We start from the raw sequence: 22,242 nt of genomic DNA on the forward strand, positions 1-22,242 counted from the left end.
ACGCCACGTACAGGATGACGTGCGCGTCAGCTTCAGTCATGATTTGCCCAAATGGGAGGCACGCAATGACCGATTATCCACATCTTCTCGCTCCGCTTGATCTGGGCTTTACGACACTTAAGAACCGCGTGCTGATGGGGTCGATGCACACCGGCCTTGAGGAAACGAAAGACTGGAACCGCGTCGCGGAATTCTATGCAGCGCGTGCGCGTGGTGACGTAGGCCTTATGGTGACTGGCGGCATGGCCCCTAACCCCGAAGGCGGCGTTTTTCCCGGCGCAGCTGGGCTGTACACGGACGAAGACATCGAAAACCACCGCATCGTAACCGACCGTGTCCATGACGCTGGCGGCAAGATCGCAATGCAAATCCTACACGCTGGCCGCTATGCCTATAGCCCCAAATGCGTGGCCCCTTCGGCAATCAAATCGCCGATCTCTCCGTTCCCGCCGACCGAACTGGACGCGGAAGGAATTGAAAAACAGATCAGCGACATGGTCACCGCCGCCACCCGCGCCCAAGAGGCCGGCTATGATGGTGTCGAAGTCATGGGGTCCGAAGGGTACTTCCTGAACCAATTCTTGGTCACCCACACCAACAAACGCACCGACGAATGGGGCGGATCGTATGAAAACCGTATGCGTCTTCCCGTCGAAGTCGTCCGTCGCGTCCGCGAGGCCGTTGGCCCAGACTTTATCCTGATTTACCGCCTATCCATGATCGACCTCGTGCCAAACGGGTCCACATGGGAAGAAGTCGTTCAGCTTGCCAAAGCAGTTGAAGCCGCAGGTGCCACGATCCTGAACACTGGTATCGGCTGGCACGAGGCCCGCATTCCAACGATCGCAACATCGGTCCCGCGCCGCGCCTTCACTTGGGTCACCAAAAAGCTGATGGGCGAGGTTCAAATCCCAATCATCACTTCCAACCGTATCAACATGCCTGACGTTGGTGAATCTGTTCTTGCCGATGGCTGCGCCGACATGGTCAGCATGGCCCGTCCGTTCCTTGCCGACCCTGATTTCGTTGCCAAGGCAGCCGCTGGAAGACCCGCTGAAATCGCACCATGCATCGCATGTAACCAAGCCTGCCTTGACCACACATTCAGCGGCAAACTGACGTCCTGCCTTGTGAACCCGCGCGCATGTCACGAAACTGAACTGGTCATCGAACCAACCGCCAGCCCCAAGAAAATTGCGGTCGTGGGCGCCGGTCCTGCGGGGCTATCTGCCGCCCTAACCGCAGCAGATCGCGGGCATATAGTGACTATTTTTGACAAATCCACAGAACTTGGAGGCCAGCTAAACATGGCAAAACAAGTCCCCGGAAAGGAAGAATTCTGGGGTCTGGTGGATTACTTCCGCACAATGGTCGAAAAATCGAACATTTCGTTGAAGCTGGGCACCGCCGCCACACCCGAAACGCTTGCTGATTTCGACGAAACCATCATCGCAACAGGCGTTGCCCCCCGCGATCCGTCCATTCCGGGCCAAGATGGTCCAAATGTCCTGTCTTATATCGACGTTCTGCGCGGCAAAGCCGAGGTCGGTGAACGCGTCGCGATCATCGGCGCTGGCGGCATCGGCTTTGACGTCGCAGAATACCTCGTGACCGACGAAAGTCCGACGGAAAACCTACAAGAATGGCTCGAAGAATGGGGCGTCGGCGACCCCGAGAAAACACCCGGCGGATTGCGGGCCGAAGGCCCACAGCCGGAACCCGCAACGCGCCAAGTTACTCTGTTACAACGCAAATCTGAAAAGCTCGGAAAACGACTAGGTAAGACAACGGGGTGGATTCACCGCGCTGGTTTGCAGATGAAAAATGTCGAAATGGTTGGCGGCGTAAACTACGAAAAAATCGACGCCGAAGGCCTGCATGTGACGCGTGGTGAAACGCATGAGGACCCGCAGGTCATCGCAGCTGACACCATCGTTCTCTGCGCCGGACAAGTACCGGAACGCAGCTTGGCAGATCAATTGATCGCGCTTGGTCGCACGGTCCATGTGATTGGCGGCGCCGATGTCGCAGCCGAGCTTGACGCGAAACGGGCAATCAATCAGGGCACGAGACTTGCTGCGTCCCTGTAACCAATGAGCGAAAAACAGCTTCAAACAAGCGATTAACCTGACATAACAGCTCGGATACCCCGGATTTGTCAGGCATTGGTCCCATTCCTGCCTGATTTCCCTCGCTATAACGACGGGGGAAATTAGAAGTTTAGGAACACTCATGGATCGTCTGACGGAAATGGAAGCCTTTGCCACGGTTGTTGACCAAGGTGGCTTCACAGACGCAGCCAAGAAGATGGGGATTTCGAAATCCGCCGTTTCTAAACACGTTTCATCGCTTGAGGCCCGCCTTGGCGCGCGCCTTCTCAACCGCACAACGCGCCGCGTTAGCCCAACCGAAATTGGTCTTGCTTATTATGACCGCGCCCGTCGCGTTCTGAATGACGCAGGCGAGGCTGATGCGCTGGTCACCTCAATGCAGTCTGCGCCCTCTGGGTTGTTGCGGATTAGCGTCGCCACCGACTTTGGGGTTAATCACCTGTCCCCTGTCCTTGGAAAGTTCCTTGGCGAATTCCCTGACATTACAGTGAACATGGTGCTGAATAACCGCTACGTCGAACTGATCTCTGAAGGTTTCGACATGGCCGTTCGTATCGGTGAACTCGAAGACAGCACCCTACGCGCCCGCAAGCTGACGGAAACAACCCGCCGAATGATCGCAAGCCCTGCGTATTTTGAACAATACGGTCGCCCAGAAAAGATCGATGATCTGAACGACCACAAATTGCTGCACTATTCCAACCAAGCGAATTCCGCAGTTTGGAAACTGACCGCGCCATCTGGCGAAAAAAGGCAGGTTCGTACTGCTGGATGGTTGACCGTGAATGACGGCCAGTCGCTATTAAACGCTTGTATTGGTGGGCTTGGCATCGCTTACTTGCCATCTTTCTTATACGCAGATGCAATGCGCACAGGCCTTGTCGAAGAGGCGATTCCTGACCTGCCTGTCGAAACGCAAGGGATCTATGCTGTGTACCCACCGGGTCGCTTTACCCAACCCAAGGTACGCGCATTTATCGACTTCTTAGCCCATGCATTTGCCGACAAAGGCCCGAACGACTGGTAAAAATGCCAAGGTTTTATCACGCCAGTTAAGGCCGCTTTAACATTATGGCGCGTATTGTCGACCTCCTATAGTTGGGGGTCGCCGATGGAAAAACTAATGCGTTATTTGGAGCCACGAAGTGTTCCGGCTCTCATTGCGCGCTTTGTCATCGCAATTGCACTCATTGCCCTTAGCAATATGTCCTTTGCACGCCTGCACGGCCCACACGACTACAACGATCCCCTTTATCACATAAAACATGCTATTTTTGTCGGCGGACCGTTTGCGCTGTTCGCACTATTCATCATGATGTTTCAGGTGCGTCTTCAGCGAAGACTATCAATCCTATCGCGCAAGGACAGCCTGACCGGGCTGAACAACCGTCGAACATTCCTAGAATGCGCCAGTCGTCGCCGTGAGGATCGCACCGATGGCGCACTTCTTTTGCTTGATGCCGATCATTTTAAACGCATTAACGATTCTTACGGACACCAAGCAGGCGACATTTGCCTGCAAAGTATTGCTGAAACTCTTCGTCGCAACGTCCGGCGCGATGATGTTGTGGGTCGCATTGGCGGTGAGGAATTCGCGATCTTTCTATGCGACACTACACTAGAGCAGGCACAAATTATCGGTGAACGCCTTACAAAACCAATTTCATTCCATCCCACAGATCAAAGCACCGAAGCGCATCTAAGCGTGACGCTTTCAATTGGCGCTGCTGTAAACAGCCCTGACCTTTCGCTGAACACCATGCTCGCGAATGCGGATCAGGCGCTTTATCGCGCCAAGGCCGAGGGCCGTGCGCGAATGGTTGTCTGGAGTGATCAGCTTTTGACGCACTAGGCTGTTATTGGTTGGTTGACGTGATGATAACCTCAACGCGCCGGTTTTCTTCGCGGCCTTCTTCCGTCAGGTTCGAAGCGATTGGCGAAAGATATCCCATCCCCTCGGCCGCGAGCTGAGCACGATTAACGCCATATTCGGACACGAGCCTTTCGAGTACCGAGCCTGCCCGCCGTTTTGACAACACGATATTTGCATCCAAGCTGCCAGACGCATCGGTGTGCCCGACAAGCGCGACGTTGCGATCCGGAAAATCGGCCAAGTAATCAGCCAAAGCTTGAAGTGATACAAAGCTTTCGTCCGCTAACTGCGACGACCCCGTTTCAAACGACAAATCTGGCAGGACAGCGCGGCCGACCTCGTCCAGTTGGTCCCGTAGAGGCACGATCCCTTCACTTCCCGTTGCACGCAAGGCTGGGCTTGCCGCCACCGTCAGTGGCGGCGCATCTTCGACTGCCGTTCCTACATGGGTGACTTGCACGAAACCTGCCTGCGCGGTCCGGCTCACGAATAAGCTTAGGTATTCAGGGCCATTTGCACCTATTCGCTTTGCGGCAAGGAACCGAAAATCCCCGATATTGATCTGCATTTGCGGCGGCGGCAGCGTCTCTGTTCCAAAGCGGAAATCAAATCCGCCGCATGCTTCGGTTTGGCATTCGAAAATGATCCGGTAGCGATCATTAAGCAGTTGTTCACGCAAGGGACGCAACAGCTGCAAGGTCGTCAGAGCCTGCGCATCAATGCGCCACGCCTGCTGCGTCAGCTGCCCTTCGACCTGTTCAACGGGCAACACGCCGTCTGCCCAGATATCGATCGGCATTGCGTAGCTATCAAGTACACTAATTTGCTCAAGCTGGAGATTGGCGTTACTGGGAAAGCTAAGCGTATCGGCGATAGCTGCCGTTGCACCAAAAATAATTGCGCCTGCCAAGGCAATAGAGCGGCAAAATCGCATGGTCGTTAAGGCAGTTGTGCAGCCGCTCAAATGGTTACTCCGGCAAAATCCGATAGTGGTATTGTCCCACATGGGTCATGCCAAGGGAAGCATATAGGGCGTTCGCACCTTCGTTTTCCCGCGTCGTGACCAGCGTCAGATATGTGGCGCCCTGCGCTTGCGCCCAGTTTGCGGCGGCCCGTGTCAGATCACGGGCAAGCCCCATGCGCCGATGCGTTGCTGCCACTTCTAGCGCGTGGATCATGGCACAATCCGCTGCGATCGCGACATATACGCTTCCGGCTGGGTTTTCGTCGACGCGCCCCAAAACCGTGGCTTTGGGAAAGCGTGCCCTGTCCATCACGGCAATCCGCCCGGGACCAACCCCGCCAGCGGCCCAAATCTCGGCCTGAATTGCGAGTGGCGGCCAGACTTCCATCGTCCGTTCTACATCGACATCGCCAGCAATCTTGTCGACTTTGGCCGCATACATATTCACCGGATCCTTGATCACATAACCACGGGCGGCAAGCATTTCATCAAGCTTTTCTTCGCCCTCGCGGATCATGAACAGCGGGCGCTGCCCACCGTCAATCATGGCGTCTTCTGCGATTTTGATATCGTCATCTTTGTATGGCAATTCGGCAGTTGCCGCATTCACCCTGCTGCTGTTGCTGTCATCAAGCCGTACCGTCCAAGGGCCAAGTGCCTGTTTAACTGCTGCTGGCCAAGTCCCATCGATCACCGCATATAGTTTTTTGGCCGTCGGAAAACTCATACATCAAATACCTTTTTTAACCCCTCCAGCGCGGCATCCAGTCGGTCTGCATCCTGCCCACGCAAGACAAGGTTTGTACCATACACCCCTTCCTTTTGGAACGGATAAGACCCAACAGAAATATCACTGTGTTCTTTTGCAAACGCCGCCAAGGGTGCCGCGACATCGCCTTCGCCTTTCATTAATGGCAGCGTACGCGACTGCAATGGAGCCCCACCAACGAGACTAGGCAGTACAGAAGCGACCATCGCTTGAAAGACGGACGGCACACCGGCCATCACATATACATTGTGCAAAGTGAAACCTGGCGCAACACTGACTGGGTTATCGATAAGCGCCGCACCATCTGGAATTCGCGCCATCCGAAGCCGGGCGTCATTCAGTTCCTTGCCCGACGCATCATAGTGTGCCTGAAGCAAGGCACGCGCGTCGTCGCGAATGTCGATTGGCGTATCGAAAGCCGCAGCGATGCAGTCGGCAGTGATGTCATCATGTGTCGGCCCAATGCCGCCGCTCGTGAACACGTGATCATACCCATCTGACAGCGACCGGACCGCCTTGATGATCGCATCTCGATCATCGCTCACGACCCTTACTTCGCGCAAATCAATCCCTGCCTGCGTCAACTGCCCAGCGAGGAAATGCATATTCGCATCACGCGTCCGTCCCGAGAGTATTTCGTCCCCAATGACGAGCATAGCAGCAGTTGGGTTTGGCATGGTGTTTCTCCTATCGTGGTCAGCTGGTTATAGGCCGAGCAAAGCGATTTGCCACGTGCCAGTCTTCGTCCACCAAAGAAAATCCAATTTACGGACAATTGAGTTAGATCAACACGCTGCCAAAGGGTTCCTGACACGATGACAGGGAAAGGACAGCCCTTGCCCGATAATGTTGTGTTCAGGATGAAAGACGTGACCAAGGTCTACGACACTGGTGAGGTGAAGGTATATGCCTTGGCCGGCGTTGACCTTGAACTGTACACGGGCGAGCTGTCAGTACTGCTTGGCCCCTCTGGCAGCGGCAAGTCGACTTTGTTGAACATTTTGGGTGGCCTAGACCACGCAACAACCGGTCGCGTTTGGTTCCGCGATCTTGAACTAACGGACCTCGGGGATCGTGCGCTAACACGTTATCGGCGCGACCACGTGGGGTTTGTGTTCCAATTTTACAATCTGGTTCCCAGCTTGACCGCACGCGAAAATGTTCAGCTGGTCACAGATGTTGCGCATAATCCGATGAACCCCGCCGAAGCGTTGGAACTCGTTGGTCTTGGGCATCGGCTTGATCACTTTCCGGCTGAAATGTCGGGTGGTGAACAACAACGTGTCGCCATTGCACGCGCGATTGCCAAGCGCCCTGAAATCCTTTTGTGTGACGAACCAACCGGTGCGTTGGACAGCACGACTGGCGTTCAAGTGCTTGAGACACTGCGCAATATCAACGAACGCTTTGGCACGACCACGGTGGTGATCACTCATAACGCCGATATTCAGCGCATGGCCCACCGCGTCATTCGGTTTCAGGATGGCCGTATCAACGATGTGACTGTCAACGAGACCCAGTTGGCCCCGTCCGAGATCGTGTGGTGACCATGATACATGTGCTCGATAAAAAGCTGCTGCGTGATTTTCGACGTCTGTGGGTGCAGGTCATTGCCATCGCCCTTGTGCTCGGCTGTGGGGTCGCCATTTTGCTTGCCTCATTCGGCATGTATCGCGCTTTGGGTGATACGCGAACGGCGTACTATGAACGTAATCGCTTTGCCGATGTGTTTGTTGATGCCCGTCGCGTTCCAGACACCCTATTACCAGAGCTTGCCGCAATTGAGGGCATCGCTGCACTAGAGGCCCGCATTTCGGGCTCCGCCATTCTTGATATTCCCGGATACTCAAAATCCGCGGTTGGGCGCATCCTGTCCCTGCCGGAATCTGGCGATCATATTCTCAATGCACCCATTCTACGGTCCGGCAGCTATCCACAGCGGACCGCCTCTGATCAAGTTCTGGTGAATGAACCCTTTGCCGTGGCGCACAGCTTTCGTACAGGCGATCAGTTCTACGCCAACCTGAATGGCACGAAACGCCTGCTGACGATTTCAGGCACCGTGCTGTCGCCGGAATTCATTTACACAATCGGCCCCGGTGGCATGATGCCCGACAATGAAACCTTTGGGATTATCTGGATGCCAAAGCGGGCCGTTGCCGCCGCATTTGATAAGACTGGCGCGTTTAACGACCTAAGCGTCAAGCTGATCCCGGGCGCGCGCACCCAAGAAGTCATCGACGCCATTGATACACTGCTGGACCCTTATGGCGGGTTGGGCGCGTACGACCGGACGCGGCACCAATCAGACAGTTTTGTTAATGCCGAAATCACGCAATTGCGCAGCATGTCGACGGTTCTACCGCCCATTTTCTTTGGGATATCTGCATTTCTTGTCAGCATGGTCATGGGGCGTATCGTTGCCCTAGAGCGCAGTGAAATCGGGCTTTTGAAAGCCATCGGTTACTCTGATCTTGAAATTTCACTCCACTATCAGATGCTGGCGGGGCTTGTGGCCTTAACGGGTATTGCTATTGGCTGGGTGGCAGGCACATGGCTGGCACGAATGTTGTCGCTGAGTTACGCTGAATTCTTTCACTTTCCGTTTTTGATTTTCCGGGTCTCGCCCAGCACCTATGCCATATCGGGGCTTCTTGCGCTGGTGACGACGGCATTGGGTGCGGCACGATCAGCCCTAAGTGCGGCACGCCTTGCCCCTGCTGTAGCGATGCAACCACCGGCACCGCCCCGGTTTAAACGGTCTTTCATTGATCGTCTGCTAGATCACCTCCGATTGGCCCAAACGACCACGATGATCCTGCGTAGTTTCATCAGGTGGCCAGTGCGCAGTGCGTTGACCGCACTGGGGCTATCTTGTGCCGTCGCCTCGGTTGTCGCCGCGCTATACATCAATGACGCATTGGACGAGATCGTAGACAGCGCATTCTACCAATCGAACCGTCAGGACGCGATGCTGCTATTCGCCCAAGACATACCAGAATCCGCCCTGCAAAACGTCAAAGAACTGCCCGGTGTTCTTAGCGCCGAAGGGCAACAGTTTCATGCCGCAACCCTACGCAACGGGCACCGTAACAAGACCACCGCAATCGAGGCCCGGCCAGAATACACCGACCTGAGCCGCGTGATTGATACATCAGGCAATGTCGTATCAGTCCCGTCTGGTGGCATCGTATTATCGACACGCCTTGCGCAGCATTTGGACGCAACCATCGGCGACGACATCGAAGTCGAATTCCTAAGCGGTCGGCGCGAAACCTTTGAGCTAACGGTCACAGGCATCGTCACGCAGTATTTCGGATTGGGTGCCTATGTTGACCAAACCTATCTGAATCAGTTGTTCCGCCAAGCGCCGCGTATTTCAGTCGCCAATGTCTTGCTAGACGAAAGCAAATTGGATGAGCTTCATGCGGCTATCAAAGACATTCCAAAGCTGACCGGCACAATCATGATGACCGCAACACGCCGCTCTTTTCAGAATACGATCCGCGAAAATATCGTCGTGATGAACGCGGTCTATATCACCATCGCAGTACTTTTGACGATTGGTGTCGCCTATAATGGGGCGCGCATCCAACTGTCGGAACGGTCCCGCGAACTTGCTAGCCTACGCATTCTTGGCTTTAATCGCGCCGAAGTATCCTATGTCTTGGTCGGCGAAAGCATGATGCTTGCCATCTTGGCACAGCCCCTTGGCTGGCTGCTGGGCGCACTCATTTCCTACGCGATGAGTTCCGGATTTTCGAGCGATCTATACGCCATTCCGCTCGTGCTAAAGCCCGCGACCTTTAGCGTTGCGAGCCTGATCGTGCTTGGCACGTCGCTGGCTGCGGTGCTTCTTGTTAAGCGCAGACTGGACCGCATCAACCTTATCTCAGTTATGAAAACACGGGAGTAATCGGATGACTTGGAACCCCAGAACAATCGGGCTTGTCGGCGTCGGTGCCGCAGTCGTTGCGGGTCTCATGTATGTGACCTTTCGTACCGAACCCGTACCAGTCGATATTCACGTTGTCGCATCGGGGCCGATGCAAGTGACGATAGACGCGGACGGCAAGACCCAGATCCGTGACCTATTCGAAGTCTCAGCACCGATCGCTGGCACTGCGTTACGCTCACCCGTCGAAGTGGGCGACTTGGTGGCTGCAGGTCATACTGTGGTCGCGGTCGTTGAACCCATCACCCCAAGCCTATTGGACGCCCGAAGCCGCATTCAAGCCGAAGCCAGCGTGCGCGAAGCCCAAGCTGCTTTGCATGTCGCAGAAACAGAGCTGAGCAGAGCACAAGAAAACCAACTATTGGCGCAATCTCAATTTGACCGTGCACAGGCATTGGTCGAACGCGGCGTGTCCACGCTGTCGAGCTTTGAAGATTTCGCACAAAGACTGGCGGTCGCCAACGCAACCGTCGAAGCGGCGCAGGCGCGCATCGATATGGCAAACAGCTCTTTGGAGCGAAGCCGCGCTGCATTGATCGAACCCGATTTAGTTGCTTCAGGAAATGGTAATTGCTGCGTCGAAATATACTCTCCGACTGACGGTGTTGTGCTTTCTGTTAGCTCAACAAGCGAACGCCCCGTCGCGGTCGGTAGCCCGCTGTTGTCGATTGGTGATCCACATAATATCGAATTGGTTGTCGATCTGCTTTCCACCGACGCCGTCGGACTCGGCCCCGGCACCACCGCAATTGTCGAAAGATGGGGTGGCCCCAACCCACTGGATGCTGTTTTGCTTCGGGTTGAACCCACAGCGCGCACCAAAGTTTCTGCCTTGGGTATTGAGGAACAACGCGTGAATGCGGTCTTTGACATCACTTCCCCTCTCGCGGATCGTCCAAAATTGGGGGATGGTTTTTCGGCCTTTGTAAGGGTCATAGAATGGCAGAATGACAACGCAGTTCAGGTTCCACTTAGCGCCATTTTTAAGCGTGGCGAAGAATGGGCCGCCTTTGTTGCGGTCGACGATTATGTTGAAGAACGGCGCCTATCACTGGGCCAGCGCAACAACCGCATGGCCGAAGTTTTAGATGGGCTAGAGGTCGGCGAATTGGTCATCACACACCCCAACGATAGCCTTTCTGTCGGCAGCCTGATCATCAATCGCAGTGAATTGTAGGAATACGCAGATGGATGAAACCGTTAAGAAATCACCAGACGCTGCATTTCATGCGGCCATTGGCAAGCTCACCGGCGGGCTATCCCCGGTCGCTTTGGCCAGTGCTTTTTGGGATTGGTCGTTGCATCTGGCAGGTTCGCCCGGTCGGCAGGCCGAACTGGCCCTACTTGCCCGCGACAAAGCTATCGACCTGATGACGGATCACCTTGACGGTGCCGATGATCCCAAGACCGACAAGCGGTTTACTGACAAGGGCTGGGACCAATACCCGTTCAATATCTACCGCGACACATTCCTTGCCCAACAAGCGTGGTGGGAAGCGGCAACGACCGATCTTAAAGGCGTCGATCCAAAGCATGAAAGGATCGTCAGCTTTGGCGCACGCCAGTGGTTGGATATGGTGTCGCCTACAAATTTCGCACTGACAAACCCAACCGTGCAGCGCGCCACGGTCGAAGAAAAGGGCAAGAACTTTTCACGCGGGCTACACAACTGGATCGACGACCTGAATCAATTCGTCGGCAGAAAGCCAGCAACCTGCGAAGGATACTGTGTGGGAGAGAATGTCGCGATCACCAAAGGTGACGTCATCGTAAAAAACGATCTGATGGAACTGATCCGCTACACGCCGACGCAAAAAGAAATCCGACCAGAACCAATCCTGATCGTCCCGGCGTGGATCATGAAATACTACATTCTTGACCTTTCTCCGGAAAATTCGCTGGTGAAATACCTTTGTGACCAAGGCTTTGAGGTGTTCATGATTTCATGGAAAAACCCCCAAGCTGAAGACGCCGACTTTACGCTGCAAGACTATTTGGATCTGGGCATCCGGGCGGCTTGCAAGGCCATCCACTCTCTTGGAAAGCGGGACAAAATCCATGCAGTCGGCTATTGTCTAGGCGGCACCCTGCTATCCATCGCAGCCTCTGCGATGGCACGCGATGGTGTGAAGTGCCTGAAGACCATTAGCCTGTTGGCGTCTCAGGTCGATTTCTCGGAACCGGGTGAAATCGGTCTATTTATCAATGACAGCCAGGTCGCGTTTCTCGAAGACATCATGGCGACGCAGGGCTATTTATCTGCCGACCAAATGGCCGGTGCGTTCAAAATGCTCCGTTCCAATGACCTCGTTTGGAGCCGGGTCATCAGGCATTATCTGCTGGGTGAACGCACCAAGATGAATGATCTGATGGCTTGGAACGCAGACAGCACCCGGATGCCCGCCGCCATGCATTCACAATATTTGCGCCAGTTGTTTCTAGAAAACCGTCTCGCGCGGGGGCGGTTTAAGGTTGACGGAAAATCCGTTGCGCTAAGCGATATTCGCGCGCCGATCTTTTGCGTTGCGACAGAAAAAGACCACATCGCGCCGTGGCATTCAGTCTATAAGCTGCTGCCACTGACCGACACTGACGTCACATTCTTGCTCACCAACGGCGGGCATAACGGCGGTATTTTGTCAGAGCCGGGCCATCCTCACCGCCACTACCGGATGCGCCATAAACGCGAAGGTGGTGCATACACCGCTGCCGAAGATTGGCAGACAAGTGCCCCCCTGAAGGAAGGGTCATGGTGGCCCGCTTGGGTGGAATGGCTCAAATCCGAAAGCGGGAAGGCCGAGGCTGTTTCGTCACTGAAACTCAAGTCGCTCGGCCCTGCACCCGGAGAATACGTACGCGGTTAAACAGGCGTGCTATGACGCTTTGGCGGTGTGATTTCCACGCCGTCCTCGGTGCCTTCGAACAGTTTTGAACTCATCTCAACAAGCTTGCCGGTTTCGGCTTGATACTGCTCTACCGCTCTCTGGAAAAACGCGATTTGGATCTTCTGCAATTCAGCAACGTCTTTGCAATGCAGAATTTGGTGCTGCGTTGCGACGTCTTCTTTGATCCGGTCGGTCACGAAATCCAGCCATTCGGCGGTGACGTCGCTCATGCGTTCAATCCAAGTCGTTCCCAGCCATGCAAGCGATCCCATTCCCGCACTTTGCATGCCTGTCAAAATCGCCGCCGCACTTTCGCTCGGCGTGGAAGAAGTGTCCGTACTTTTCTTAGCCATCTGAAGGTCCCCTTAAAATCTCAAGATACCACAAGCTCGCATTCCATAGCAGAAATTCAATTGATCTGGGTCAATTCAGGCAGATCAGTTTCCGGCTAACTCGCGATATGAACCCGTTAGCCGATAAACCAATCGTCCCTGATGCCTACGGATTGTCGGATTCGCAGGTTGAAGCATTACGCGCAAAACATGGCTGGAACGAACTGCCCAGCGCACCGGCACCATCGCCACTACGGATATTCTTCCGGCAATTTACCAGCTTTCTTATCATAATCCTAATTCTAGCAGGTGTGATCGCTTATTTTCTTGGTGATCGCGCCGACACCTTGGCCATCGCTTTGGTCGTGATCATGAATGGCGTCCTTGGTTTCGTTCAGGAATGGCGTGCCGAAACAGCGCTAGAGGCGTTGCGCAATATCCTATCGCCTCAGGCAATTGTCTTGCGCAATGGCGTAGAGACGATGCTAGACGCGCGCGAAATTGTGCCGGGCGACATTATCTATCTGAACGCGGGCGACAAAGTTCCGGCAGATGCCGTACCGGTTAGCGCAAATGAGCTGAACGTCGATGAAAGCGTATTAACAGGCGAATCCCTACCTGTCCTAAAAGACGCCCGCAGTGCCGAGGCGATGTTGTTCGCTGGAACCAGCATTGTTTCTGGTCGCGCCGAAGCACGCGTCGCCGCCATCGGAGCGGGAACGGCCCTAGGCAAAATCGCGAACCTTACCGGGTCAGTCGGCCAAAAGACGACCCAACTTCAGGTCCAGCTAGGTAGGCTGGCAACACAGCTGGGCCTTACCGCGCTTGCTATTGCTGCAGCCATTCTGGCGGTTGGGCTGTATGTGGAACGAGACCCGGTCGAGATGATGATGACCGCGCTATCGCTTTCGGTGGCGATGGTGCCAGAGGGACTGCCCGCCGTGGTCACAATTACCCTTGCCCTTGGCGCATCAGCAATGGCCCGTCAAAAGGCATTGGTGCGCAAGCTGCAAGCCGTCGAAACGCTTGGCGCAGCGTCCGTAATTTGCACCGATAAGACCGGCACGCTGACCGAAAACAAAATGACAGCGACAGAAATTTGGACCCCCTTGGCCAGATATAACGTCACCGGAACAGGCTATGACCCCGCCGGACACATTGCGTTGGACAGCGCACGCGTTCGTGCAAAGGACAGCACCGACCTAGCCAATCTTTTGAATGTTGCGATCAGATGTACCCATGCCAAGCTAAATCATTCTTCCAATGAATGGCGCATTACTGGCGTCCCGACCGAAGCCGCGCTTGTGGTGCTGGCTTATAAGGGCTGGGCAGACCTACCCGCCTCAAACGATATTGTGCTCGAGCGTCCGTTCAGCGGTGAACGCAAGCGGATGAGTGTGCTGGTCAAAGACACCGACGGAATGAAGCTACTGACCAAGGGCGCGCCAGAGATCGTCTTGGACCTATGCACCCAAGTGATGGAAAACGCGGTGCCCAGCCCCCTCACGACTGAACGCATGACTGAGATCAAACATGCCTACGAAGAAATGGCCGGGCGGGGGCTACGGGTTGTTGCGCTTGCCATGCGCGATGCTGCCCCAAACGATACGTCAGAAGAAAACCTAACCTTCCTTGGTCTTGTCGGGCTGCTAGATCCACCACGCCCCGAAGTACGAAAAGCCATTTCTGCTGCACAACATGCGGGTATCAAGATCATTATGATCACGGGGGACAGCCCAGTGACCGCCACCGCGATCGCGGGGCAGCTTGGGCTTAACATTGCGAAGACGCTGACCGGTGACGCGCTAGAGGCCATGTCTGAGCAGGAACTGAGTGCCGCGCTAGAGGACGATGTGTTATTTGCCCGGACCCGGCCCGCAGACAAGATGCGCATCGTTGCCGCGCTTCAGAATAGCGAAAAGGTGGTCGCAATGACTGGGGATGGCGTGAATGACGCACCCGCCCTAAAGCAAGCGGACATCGGCATCTCAATGGGTATTCGCGGCACCGATGTAGCCAAAGACGCCTCTGACCTCGTTCTACTGGATGATAATTTCGCGACAATTGTCCGCGCAATTCGCGAAGGTCGCAGACAGTTTAGCAACGTCAAGAAATTCGTCCGCTATCTGCTTTCTTCTAACACTGGCGAAGTCGTGGCCATTCTTGCCAATATTATCATTGGCGGCCCTCTCATATTCTTAGCCACGCAGATTTTGTGGATGAACCTCGTCACCGACGGCGCAACGGCTGTCGCCCTTGGTTTAGAGAAAGCCGAACGCCGCCAGATGCGTGAACCGCCAAGACCCAAATCTGCACCCATCCTCGGGATCCGCGGCATCGCAACAATTGGCGCGTTCGGGATATACACTGGCTTTGCCAGCCTTTGGATATTCATCACTCTGTTACCAATGGGCGAGGCCGTCGCCAGAACGACCGCGTTTACCGCGATGGTCGTATTTGAAAAAATCAGCGTCTTTGCATTCCGGTCACTTAGTCAGCCCTGCTGGCGTATCGGCTGGTTTTCGAACCCACTTTTGCTGTTGGCCCTTTCAATTACGCTCTGCCTTCAGGTTGCCGCTGTTTATTGGCCGCCGATGCAGGCGCTGTTGCACACTGCCCCAATCGGACAAGACCACTGGATCATGATCGGGCTATTCGCACTTCCACTGCTAATTGTCCCCGAAATTCTGAAATCAATCCTACGCCTGCACGCCGAGCCGAAGGCGCTGTCAACACCAGAAGAATAAGGCTTATTTATCAAAGACAAAGCCAACTTTTGACTGAGATCAAAAACCCATGAACCGCCCGCAGTTATATTGGGCGGAAATATGGAGCGGAATAAAATGTTTTCCAATTCGGTCAAGCTGTTCAAGTTAATGGGCTTTGACATCAAAGTTGATCCAAGCTGGTTCTTGATAGCCACGCTAATCGTATGGACCTTGTCCACTGGATATTTTCCGCAGCTCCTAGAGGATGAGAGTCAGTTCACCTACCTCTTATTGTCAGTTGTCGCGATGATCGGGTTTTTCGGATCGCTCATTTTGCACGAATTGGCGCACAGCGTTGTCGCACGACAACACGGGGTAGAGATCAAAGGCATCACGCTGTTTGTCTTCGGCGGGGTTGCAGAACTGGGCAGTGAGCCCAAGACAGCAAGATCTGAGTTTCTGATCGCCGTGGCCGGCCCCGCGATGAGCTTTGTATTGTCCGCGCTGAACTGGTCAGCTGCCGTGATGACCCAAGCATTCGGTCCTGCCACTGCGTTGACTATCGTCTTGTCCTATTTGGCGATCATAAACCTTGTGCTGGGTATTTTTAACCTGCTGCCCGCTTTTCCACTGGATGGTGGCCGGGTTTACCGCGCATTCTTGTGGAGCCGGACAGGCAATTTCCTAGAGGCTACGCGTCGCGCCAGCAACTTGGCCAGTAGAATCGCGTTCGTGCTAATCGGGCTGGGTTTGCTTCTGGTCTTCACCGGCCAAGGCTTGGGTGGCCTATGGCAAGTCTTTATTGGCATCTTTCTGCTAACTGCCGCTAAGAGCACTTATACGCAGACACTCATTACCTCGGCACTCAAGAACAAGACGGTCGGGTCTATGATGACTGAGACCCCCCATACGATCACACCTGACAAAAGCCTGTCTGAGCTAGTGAACCTTACGATGCTAAGGCACCGCGTTGGTTTTGTTCCCGTTGTCGAAGATGATGTTCTTTTGGGCTATGTCGATAATGAGGTCCTAAACCGAATTGACCGTGAAAACTGGTCAAATACGCAGGTGGACGATGTTTTTGTCGCGATTAATGACGAAAATACAGTGTCCGCGACCCTGTCCGCCCACGAGCTATTTGAACAGATGTCCAAACAAGGCCGCCGCAAATTTCTTGTAGCGACCGATCACCATCTAGAAGGCGTCATTACGCTATCAGATTTGATGGGGTACTTGGCGGTTCTACAGCAAGTTGGCCCGACGCGTTTTCAAACACCGTCAACTTCATTACCGTAGGGGCTTGTCGTAACTACTGTGCTAGGGGCAAACTGGCGCACGTAGGGGGATTAGACCACGATGCTTACTCAGTCCAAAGACGCTGCATTACTTACCGCAATATTTGATGCGGCAGTTGATGCGATTATTATCTCGGATCGCGACGGTAATGCGACCCGCGCAAACGAAGCCGCCTGCAAACTATTCGGTTACGCGGAATCAGAGATGATAGGCCGTAACGTATCCATGTTGATGCCCGAAGGGCTAGCGCGCCGCCATGACAGCTTTATCAACAACCACATTGAAACCGGTGAAAAACGGATCATTGATATCGGGCGCGACGTCGAAGGGCAGCGCAAAGACGGTTCTGTCTTTCCGCTTCACCTGTCCGTTGGCCGCGCCACGGTGGATGGCGAATTGGTCTTTATCGGCATTATGCATGACCTGAGCGCCCGGCGCGCAACCGAAGAAGCATTATCCCGGTCGCAGCGGCTAGATGCCATTGGGCAAATGACCGGCGGTATCGCACACGACTTCAACAACCTGCTGACGGTCGTCATCGGTAACCTTGAACTGCTCGAAATGCGGATCGATGATGACAAGCCAAGGACCTTGATTCAGGATGCGCTCGAAGCGGCAGAGCTGGGCGCAGACCTCACATCCCGGCTGATGGTATTCGCGCGCAACAGCATGTTGAATCCCGAAACCTGCAATTTGAACGACGCATGTGAAAAATCGCTGTCGATTCTAAAGCGGACACTTGGCGCCAAATACGCGATCAAGACGAAGTTCCACGAGGATCTGCCGATGGTTCTGATCGACCCGACACAGTTGCAGACCTCGATCATGAACCTAGCGCTAAATGCACGTGATGCCATGAAAGACGGCGGCAAGTTGGTTTTTGAAACCGAAAAGGTTGTCATCGACGATAGTTATGTTGCCCAAGAAATCGATTTTGATACAGGATCATACGTGCGCCTGACGATTAGCGATTCTGGCGAAGGCATGAGCCGAGAAACGCAGCGACGCGCCTTTGAGCCGTTCTATTCTACAAAGGAAAACGGCAAAGGCACTGGGCTGGGGCTGTCCATGGTCTACGGTTTCGTGCGGCAATCGGGTGGGCACGTCACGCTTTATAGCGAACTGGGTCACGGCACTTCGTTCAGTCTATATTTCCCAGCAATAGACGAAGCTGAACTAGATGCTGTCACAGGCACATCAAAGCGTGGGGATGAACTTCCTAATTTTGCAGGTCACCTTGTATTGGTCGTAGAGGATAACGCCCGGGTTCGAAAATTGTCAGTTGAACGGCTGCATGATCTTGGCTTCAAAACCATTGAGGCCGAAACCGCTGATGAAGCATATGCCATGTTGAAAACAGAACCTGACGTAGTCGGGCTATTTTCAGACATCGTTATGCCAGGAACAATGTCGGGTTATGAGCTCGCTAACCTAGTCAGAGTAGAGTTCCCGAAAGTCAAAATCTTGCTGACCTCCGGTTACTCAGAAGATGTAGTGTTTCAAGCCCACGATGATGATTCCGCATTCCAGATGATACGTAAACCGTTCCGTCAGGCTGAACTTGCTCACCGTCTTCAGGCGCTTTTCTCGGACGTTTGAACGGGGCCGGATCGTACGCCGCTCGCGAACATATAGCCAATCCCCCGCACGGTCTTGATCAACTGCGGATGCGCTGGATCACGTTCCACTTTCTTGCGAAGCCGTGCGACTTGGTTATCAATCGTCCGATCAAGTGGCGTCCACTCTGGACCATTGATTAGATCCATCAGGCGCTCGCGTGACAGGCTACGCTTTGGGTTATCCAGAAAAATCTTAAGCAGTTTGAAATCACCACTAGTTAAATCACAGACGTCACCCTCACGGCTGATCAGCTCCATCCGGTCGATGTGCGCTACCAGACCATCAAAATGAAGGCCATTTTCGATTTCTTCGACGGAATCTTCGACATAAGGGTCACTGGAAATTCCTGTTCGCCTAAGCACTGATCGCACACGAGCGAGTACTTCACGGATGTGGAATGGCTTCGTGATATAGTCATCAGCGCCGACTTCCAGTCCGACGATTCGGTCGATTACATCATCTTTACCGGTCACCATAATAATAGGAACTTGCGAGGTTTGCCTGACCATCCGCGCAACCTCTAGCCCATTATCCGCGCCGAGATTTAAATCGAGCGTGATAAGATTTAGCTTCTTAGATTGTACAACAGCTAGCGCCTCAGCCCCATTTGCTGCAGCGTGTACAACTGCGCCCTCACTCTCAAAACAGTTGCGTAACAGCGTTGCAATCTTTGGGTCGTCATCAACGACCAGTATATGAGCGTCGTGCATATTGTCCCCCAAAACAAATGTCAGCTGACTAAACTTTTGTGCCTTGTTTAGCAGGCTGCGTCACAAAAAACGCCATGGTTCGACTCATTACAATTACAAAATGATACAATTCAATACGAGAAAGCAAGGAGTGCTGCGACCATCCTTCTGCACATTAGCCTCAAACGCAACAAGGAGAGCCCGATGTACGTTACGATCCCAACAACCCGCAGCAACCCGATCAGCACGCAACCAGCTCCTATCAAAAAAGCAGCACCTATCGCCCGCACCCTCAAGGCCGGCACGTTTCTTTACCGTGAAGGCGACGAAGCAAAACGCATATATGAGTTAGAAACCGGTGTGTTACGTCTAAGCCGCGTTCTGGAAAACGGGCGCCGCCAAGTTATCGCCTTTGGTTACCCTGGCGACATTGTCGGCTTTCCAAACGGAGACGAGTACCACACTGAGTGCGAAGTACTGTGTGACGCCACAGTCGTCGCGCACCGTCGCGAAGTATTGGAAGACGGTGAAGGTGAGACAATATTACACAAGCGCCTACTGCAGGCTGCCCTGCGTGAAATTAGTGGAATGCAGGATCATTTCATGATGCTGGGACGCAAATCAGCCGAAGAAAAAGTTGCCTCTTTCCTTTGCGTATTGGCTGATCGCGTTGGTTCACCACTAGGCAACTATACACAAGTTACCCTGCCTATGTGTCGGTCTGATATTGCTGACTTCCTAAGCCTTTCCACCGAAACAATTAGCCGTACACTAACGCAGCTACGTCGCAACAATGTTATCGCTCTTGAAAATGTTCACACCATTATCGTTCTAAAGCCAGATACGCTGTTGAACCTCTCTGCTGGCGACGACTGCTAGAACCACAAAATCTCAACACAGAAAGCGCCACCCATTCTTAAAAATGGGTGGCCTTTTTGTGTTATGGCGCAGGCCAAAATTCTTTAATTTCTTTAGGTAGATTGGCGCGAACATCTTCGACTTCGCCACGTGATATACGCGCATTGATCATCTTCAAGACAGTTCGAATGTCTTCCGCGCCTCGGTATTCCAGCACATCAGCAACCGTCCCTTCGATGCGAATGATGAAGTCCTGAACATGGCGTTCCTTGATCGGCGTTGTCTTAGGCATCCACCCTTCAAAATACATACCGCGAACCAACAACGGCAGCTGGGCAGAGAACTGCGCGCTCTCCTCCGTTCCAAGATGATCTCGAATCGCATGAAGCGTTGTTCGCATCAACCGCAGCACGTCGCGCGGGCTGGACCAATCCAGCCGATCCGCCAGTTCGTTGATCCATTCATGGGTCAGGTGAACTGTGCTTTCGATAACTTCTAATCCCTGAGCAGACATGTACCGCCCTCCTTTATGGTGTTTTGAATTCAGTCTTTTATGGGTTTCATATCCACATCGAGCGCAGGGCCCGGATTGCCGATCAACCGTTCAAACAGCATGTGCGTCATTGCGCCGATACCCAGCAGGACCAGCGTATAGTTGGCCACCCAACCGATGAACGGAATGAAGTTCAGTATGGCAATTGCGATAACTGCGATCGCCAGTGCGGCCAGACGCCCCCAGATTGATGGTTCTTCTTGGCCGCCAAATGCCTGCCAGACACGCATGCCCACGGCATATGCCGCCAAAATGTAACCAAGTGTCCACGCCAGAACGATAGCGAGCAGAACAAACGGCACCAGCGGTAGCCCAACAACAGTCATTGCCGTGATCGGCACCATTCCAAACAGAATAGAAAGCCCAATCACCCCAACCAAAAAGATCATGCCCGGACGTTCCGAGATGGACGCACGCAGCCGCTCAACTGGTTTTGGTAGAAATGTTAGGAAAATGGCTCCGACGATGACAAAGAAAGCCAACGTGATTAGGAAGCCCGCGAAAATCGACGCGAAAGTCGGAAAGACCGGGTATTCCATATGATGCCAAGTCTCACGTGCGGACGAAAATGCCTCTGATCGATCTAACCTTTCGAAACTAACACGATCCGCCGAAATAACGCGCTCTGGCGGTGTAATTTCAGAGGTAGATGAATAATTTAGCCGTCCCGATATGACAGCTTCGGGGCCATAAGTGATTGTTTCTGCAACAATCCAAGCATCGCCATCAATAGCAGCGTTCAAGAAAACCTCGCTGCCCATGGCAGTCAGCGCACCGCCAACAGGTCCATCAATCGTAACGGTTTGTCCAAGCAACCGCGCGTTTCCACCTGTCTCAGCGCCTTGGGATGTCCGCACTGAAAAGCCCATCGCAGACAGGTCCTCTGCGATCTCGGCCCGCACGGTCACCGTCGCGCCCATCGCATAAAGATCGCCTGCTGTTCGGGTTTCGACATCAACGTCAAAGCCCGAGACATGAACGTCACCTTGCGCCTGCCCCCGCAGTGTTACCGATGAACCAGAGGCGAAAACATCGTGCTCCGCGTTGATGGTCTGCGAGACATTGTTGCCCGCCATAAAGACGTCACTGCCATTCGTTCGCTGAACCGTTTCCGCGACCGATGGCACCGCGAGGCCGCAAATAAGTAAGGTATTGATGCAACGTAGTATGAAAGACATTGTGAATATCCTCTGAAACTGCGGTTGGTGTTTGTTGTGTAACCCCGCGTGAGCGTCAGCAATTGATGCCAATCAATTACTCTGACGAAACATCGCGTTGATCAGCCAGCAGCCAGTCGCCACCCAAATCTTCGGGAAGTTCTTCGGTCAGAAACGGCGATAATGCGGCCAACAACCGATCGCGTTCTTCCAGCAGATCCAGAACCAAGGCGATGCCAGACAGGTTGATACCCATGTCACGGCGCAGCCCTTCGGCCTTTGACACCCGCGCTAGACACGTGCTTTGAAACCGATAGTTCGTTTGGTTGCCAGAGATCGGGTCAAGTATCCCTTCTGAGACAAGTTCAATCACCCAATCAGCCGAAACACCGCAATGACGGCAAAGTTCGGTGATTGTTACGGTTTCGACGATCTCGCTCGTCGTGACATGTAACGATGCAGGTTTCATGGT

The 22,242-nt window shown here is 53.8% G+C and carries 19 protein-coding genes; 11 read left to right on the forward strand and 8 right to left on the reverse strand.

What is annotated here, in order from left to right; translation table 11 throughout:
* Positions 1 to 65: 65 nt before the first annotated feature.
* The 3 genes from ACHUEV_RS12885 (at position 66) to ACHUEV_RS12895 (ending at position 3,963) form a co-directional block, all read left to right on the forward strand.
* The gene (locus ACHUEV_RS12885) at positions 66 to 2,090 is read left to right on the forward strand and encodes an oxidoreductase (protein WP_394180486.1); all 2,025 of its coding nucleotides are present in this window, start codon (positions 66 to 68) and stop codon (positions 2,088 to 2,090) included.
* A gap of 142 nt (positions 2,091 to 2,232) precedes the next feature.
* Positions 2,233 to 3,138, forward strand: coding sequence for a LysR family transcriptional regulator (locus tag ACHUEV_RS12890; protein WP_394180488.1), 906 nt, complete (start codon positions 2,233 to 2,235; stop codon positions 3,136 to 3,138).
* Positions 3,139 to 3,234: 96 nt separating this feature from the next.
* The gene (locus tag ACHUEV_RS12895) at positions 3,235 to 3,963 is read left to right on the forward strand and encodes a GGDEF domain-containing protein (RefSeq protein ID WP_394180490.1); all 729 of its coding nucleotides are present in this window, start codon (positions 3,235 to 3,237) and stop codon (positions 3,961 to 3,963) included.
* A 4-nt stretch (positions 3,964 to 3,967) separates the two neighbouring features.
* Here the strand turns inward: ACHUEV_RS12895 and ACHUEV_RS12900 are convergent, their stop codons facing one another.
* From ACHUEV_RS12900 to ACHUEV_RS12910, 3 genes are read right to left on the reverse strand one after another with little or no spacing between them, the layout of a single operon-like run.
* Positions 3,968 to 4,948 carry an OmpA family protein gene (locus tag ACHUEV_RS12900; protein ID WP_394180491.1) on the reverse strand — a complete coding sequence of 327 codons (981 nt, stop codon included), beginning with the start codon at positions 4,946 to 4,948 and terminating at the stop codon, positions 3,968 to 3,970.
* 4 nt (positions 4,949 to 4,952) lie between these two features.
* Positions 4,953 to 5,675, reverse strand: a complete 723-nt coding sequence (locus ACHUEV_RS12905; protein WP_394180493.1) for a GNAT family N-acetyltransferase — start codon at positions 5,673 to 5,675, stop codon at positions 4,953 to 4,955.
* Positions 5,672 to 6,394, reverse strand: a complete 723-nt coding sequence (locus ACHUEV_RS12910) for a competence/damage-inducible protein A (protein WP_394180495.1) — start codon at positions 6,392 to 6,394, stop codon at positions 5,672 to 5,674. Before ACHUEV_RS12910 ends, ACHUEV_RS12905 begins: the two co-directional genes overlap by 4 nt.
* 183 nt (positions 6,395 to 6,577) lie before the next feature.
* Here ACHUEV_RS12910 and ACHUEV_RS12915 point away from each other — a divergent pair, with 183 nt between their 5' ends.
* Genes ACHUEV_RS12915 through ACHUEV_RS12930 form a run of 4 tightly spaced genes read left to right on the forward strand, consistent with a single transcriptional unit; the run spans position 6,578 to position 12,536 of the window.
* Complete coding sequence (locus ACHUEV_RS12915) at positions 6,578 to 7,264, forward strand: ABC transporter ATP-binding protein (RefSeq protein ID WP_394180650.1); 687 nt, start codon at positions 6,578 to 6,580, stop codon at positions 7,262 to 7,264.
* Positions 7,265 to 7,266: 2 nt separating this feature from the next.
* Positions 7,267 to 9,633, forward strand: coding sequence for an ABC transporter permease (locus ACHUEV_RS12920; protein ID WP_394180497.1), 2,367 nt, complete (start codon positions 7,267 to 7,269; stop codon positions 9,631 to 9,633).
* 4 nt (positions 9,634 to 9,637) lie between these two features.
* Positions 9,638 to 10,849: an efflux RND transporter periplasmic adaptor subunit gene (locus ACHUEV_RS12925; protein ID WP_394180499.1), complete on the forward strand. Its 1,212-nt coding sequence runs from the start codon at positions 9,638 to 9,640 to the stop codon at positions 10,847 to 10,849.
* Positions 10,850 to 10,859: 10 nt separating this feature from the next.
* A complete protein-coding gene (locus ACHUEV_RS12930) occupies positions 10,860 to 12,536 on the forward strand; it encodes a PHA/PHB synthase family protein (RefSeq protein WP_394180501.1) in 1,677 nt (558 codons plus the stop codon).
* Here ACHUEV_RS12930 and ACHUEV_RS12935 read toward each other — a convergent pair.
* Positions 12,533 to 12,910, reverse strand: a complete 378-nt coding sequence (locus ACHUEV_RS12935) for a phasin family protein (protein ID WP_394180503.1) — start codon at positions 12,908 to 12,910, stop codon at positions 12,533 to 12,535. The genes ACHUEV_RS12930 and ACHUEV_RS12935 overlap by 4 nt on opposite strands.
* Positions 12,911 to 13,017: 107 nt before the next feature.
* Here ACHUEV_RS12935 and ACHUEV_RS12940 point away from each other — a divergent pair, with 107 nt between their 5' ends.
* The 3 genes from ACHUEV_RS12940 to ACHUEV_RS12950 all read left to right on the forward strand — a co-directional run bounded on the left by ACHUEV_RS12940 (position 13,018) and on the right by ACHUEV_RS12950 (position 18,492).
* Positions 13,018 to 15,636, forward strand: coding sequence for a cation-translocating P-type ATPase (locus ACHUEV_RS12940; protein WP_394180505.1), 2,619 nt, complete (start codon positions 13,018 to 13,020; stop codon positions 15,634 to 15,636).
* A 96-nt stretch (positions 15,637 to 15,732) separates the two neighbouring features.
* The gene (locus tag ACHUEV_RS12945; protein WP_394180507.1) at positions 15,733 to 16,893 is read left to right on the forward strand and encodes a site-2 protease family protein; all 1,161 of its coding nucleotides are present in this window, start codon (positions 15,733 to 15,735) and stop codon (positions 16,891 to 16,893) included.
* A gap of 60 nt (positions 16,894 to 16,953) precedes the next feature.
* Positions 16,954 to 18,492, forward strand: coding sequence for a PAS domain S-box protein (locus tag ACHUEV_RS12950; protein ID WP_394180509.1), 1,539 nt, complete (start codon positions 16,954 to 16,956; stop codon positions 18,490 to 18,492).
* Here ACHUEV_RS12950 and ACHUEV_RS12955 read toward each other — a convergent pair.
* Positions 18,468 to 19,223, reverse strand: a complete 756-nt coding sequence (locus ACHUEV_RS12955; RefSeq protein ID WP_394180511.1) for a response regulator — start codon at positions 19,221 to 19,223, stop codon at positions 18,468 to 18,470. The two genes, ACHUEV_RS12950 and ACHUEV_RS12955, sit on opposite strands and share 25 nt — an antisense overlap.
* A 183-nt stretch (positions 19,224 to 19,406) precedes the next feature.
* On the opposite strand from ACHUEV_RS12955, the gene ACHUEV_RS12960 reads away from it, so the two are divergent.
* Positions 19,407 to 20,081: a helix-turn-helix domain-containing protein gene (locus tag ACHUEV_RS12960; protein WP_394180513.1), complete on the forward strand. Its 675-nt coding sequence runs from the start codon at positions 19,407 to 19,409 to the stop codon at positions 20,079 to 20,081.
* Positions 20,082 to 20,142: 61 nt separating this feature from the next.
* Here ACHUEV_RS12960 and ACHUEV_RS12965 read toward each other — a convergent pair whose 3' ends face one another.
* From ACHUEV_RS12965 to ACHUEV_RS12975, 3 genes are all read right to left on the reverse strand, one after another.
* A complete protein-coding gene (locus tag ACHUEV_RS12965) occupies positions 20,143 to 20,574 on the reverse strand; it encodes a DUF2267 domain-containing protein (protein WP_394180515.1) in 432 nt (143 codons plus the stop codon).
* 29 nt (positions 20,575 to 20,603) lie between these two features.
* Entirely contained in the window at positions 20,604 to 21,791 is a 1,188-nt protein-coding gene (locus tag ACHUEV_RS12970; protein ID WP_394180517.1) for a DUF1129 domain-containing protein, read from the reverse strand.
* 76 nt (positions 21,792 to 21,867) lie between these two features.
* A complete protein-coding gene (locus ACHUEV_RS12975) occupies positions 21,868 to 22,239 on the reverse strand; it encodes a chaperone modulator CbpM (protein ID WP_394180519.1) in 372 nt (123 codons plus the stop codon).
* Between the last annotated feature and the right edge of the window lie 3 nt (positions 22,240 to 22,242).

The organism is Yoonia maritima, from assembly GCF_043641945.1.
GTDB classification, from domain to species: Bacteria; Pseudomonadota; Alphaproteobacteria; order Rhodobacterales; family Rhodobacteraceae; genus Yoonia; species Yoonia maritima_B.

Bases quoted from the DNA above. Each gene is read 5' to 3' on its own strand.
- ACHUEV_RS12965 (WP_394180515.1), bottom strand. From the start codon at position 20,574: ATGTCTGCTCAGGGATTAGAAGTTATCGAAAGCACAGTTCACCTGACC.
- ACHUEV_RS12955 (WP_394180511.1), bottom strand. From the start codon at position 19,223: ATGCACGACGCTCATATACTGGTCGTTGATGACGACCCAAAGATTGCA.
- ACHUEV_RS12935 (WP_394180503.1), bottom strand. From the start codon at position 12,910: ATGGCTAAGAAAAGTACGGACACTTCTTCCACGCCGAGCGAAAGTGCG.
- ACHUEV_RS12925 (WP_394180499.1), top strand. From the start codon at position 9,638: ATGACTTGGAACCCCAGAACAATCGGGCTTGTCGGCGTCGGTGCCGCA.
- ACHUEV_RS12910 (WP_394180495.1), bottom strand. From the start codon at position 6,394: ATGCCAAACCCAACTGCTGCTATGCTCGTCATTGGGGACGAAATACTC.
- ACHUEV_RS12920 (WP_394180497.1), top strand. From the start codon at position 7,267: ATGATACATGTGCTCGATAAAAAGCTGCTGCGTGATTTTCGACGTCTG.
- ACHUEV_RS12885 (WP_394180486.1), top strand. From the start codon at position 66: ATGACCGATTATCCACATCTTCTCGCTCCGCTTGATCTGGGCTTTACG.
- ACHUEV_RS12960 (WP_394180513.1), top strand. From the start codon at position 19,407: ATGTACGTTACGATCCCAACAACCCGCAGCAACCCGATCAGCACGCAA.
- ACHUEV_RS12915 (WP_394180650.1), top strand. From the start codon at position 6,578: ATGAAAGACGTGACCAAGGTCTACGACACTGGTGAGGTGAAGGTATAT.
- ACHUEV_RS12970 (WP_394180517.1), bottom strand. From the start codon at position 21,791: ATGTCTTTCATACTACGTTGCATCAATACCTTACTTATTTGCGGCCTC.
- ACHUEV_RS12895 (WP_394180490.1), top strand. From the start codon at position 3,235: ATGCGTTATTTGGAGCCACGAAGTGTTCCGGCTCTCATTGCGCGCTTT.
- ACHUEV_RS12940 (WP_394180505.1), top strand. From the start codon at position 13,018: ATGAACCCGTTAGCCGATAAACCAATCGTCCCTGATGCCTACGGATTG.
- ACHUEV_RS12950 (WP_394180509.1), top strand. From the start codon at position 16,954: ATGCTTACTCAGTCCAAAGACGCTGCATTACTTACCGCAATATTTGAT.
- ACHUEV_RS12905 (WP_394180493.1), bottom strand. From the start codon at position 5,675: ATGAGTTTTCCGACGGCCAAAAAACTATATGCGGTGATCGATGGGACT.
- ACHUEV_RS12890 (WP_394180488.1), top strand. From the start codon at position 2,233: ATGGATCGTCTGACGGAAATGGAAGCCTTTGCCACGGTTGTTGACCAA.
- ACHUEV_RS12945 (WP_394180507.1), top strand. From the start codon at position 15,733: ATGTTTTCCAATTCGGTCAAGCTGTTCAAGTTAATGGGCTTTGACATC.
- ACHUEV_RS12930 (WP_394180501.1), top strand. From the start codon at position 10,860: ATGGATGAAACCGTTAAGAAATCACCAGACGCTGCATTTCATGCGGCC.
- ACHUEV_RS12975 (WP_394180519.1), bottom strand. From the start codon at position 22,239: ATGAAACCTGCATCGTTACATGTCACGACGAGCGAGATCGTCGAAACC.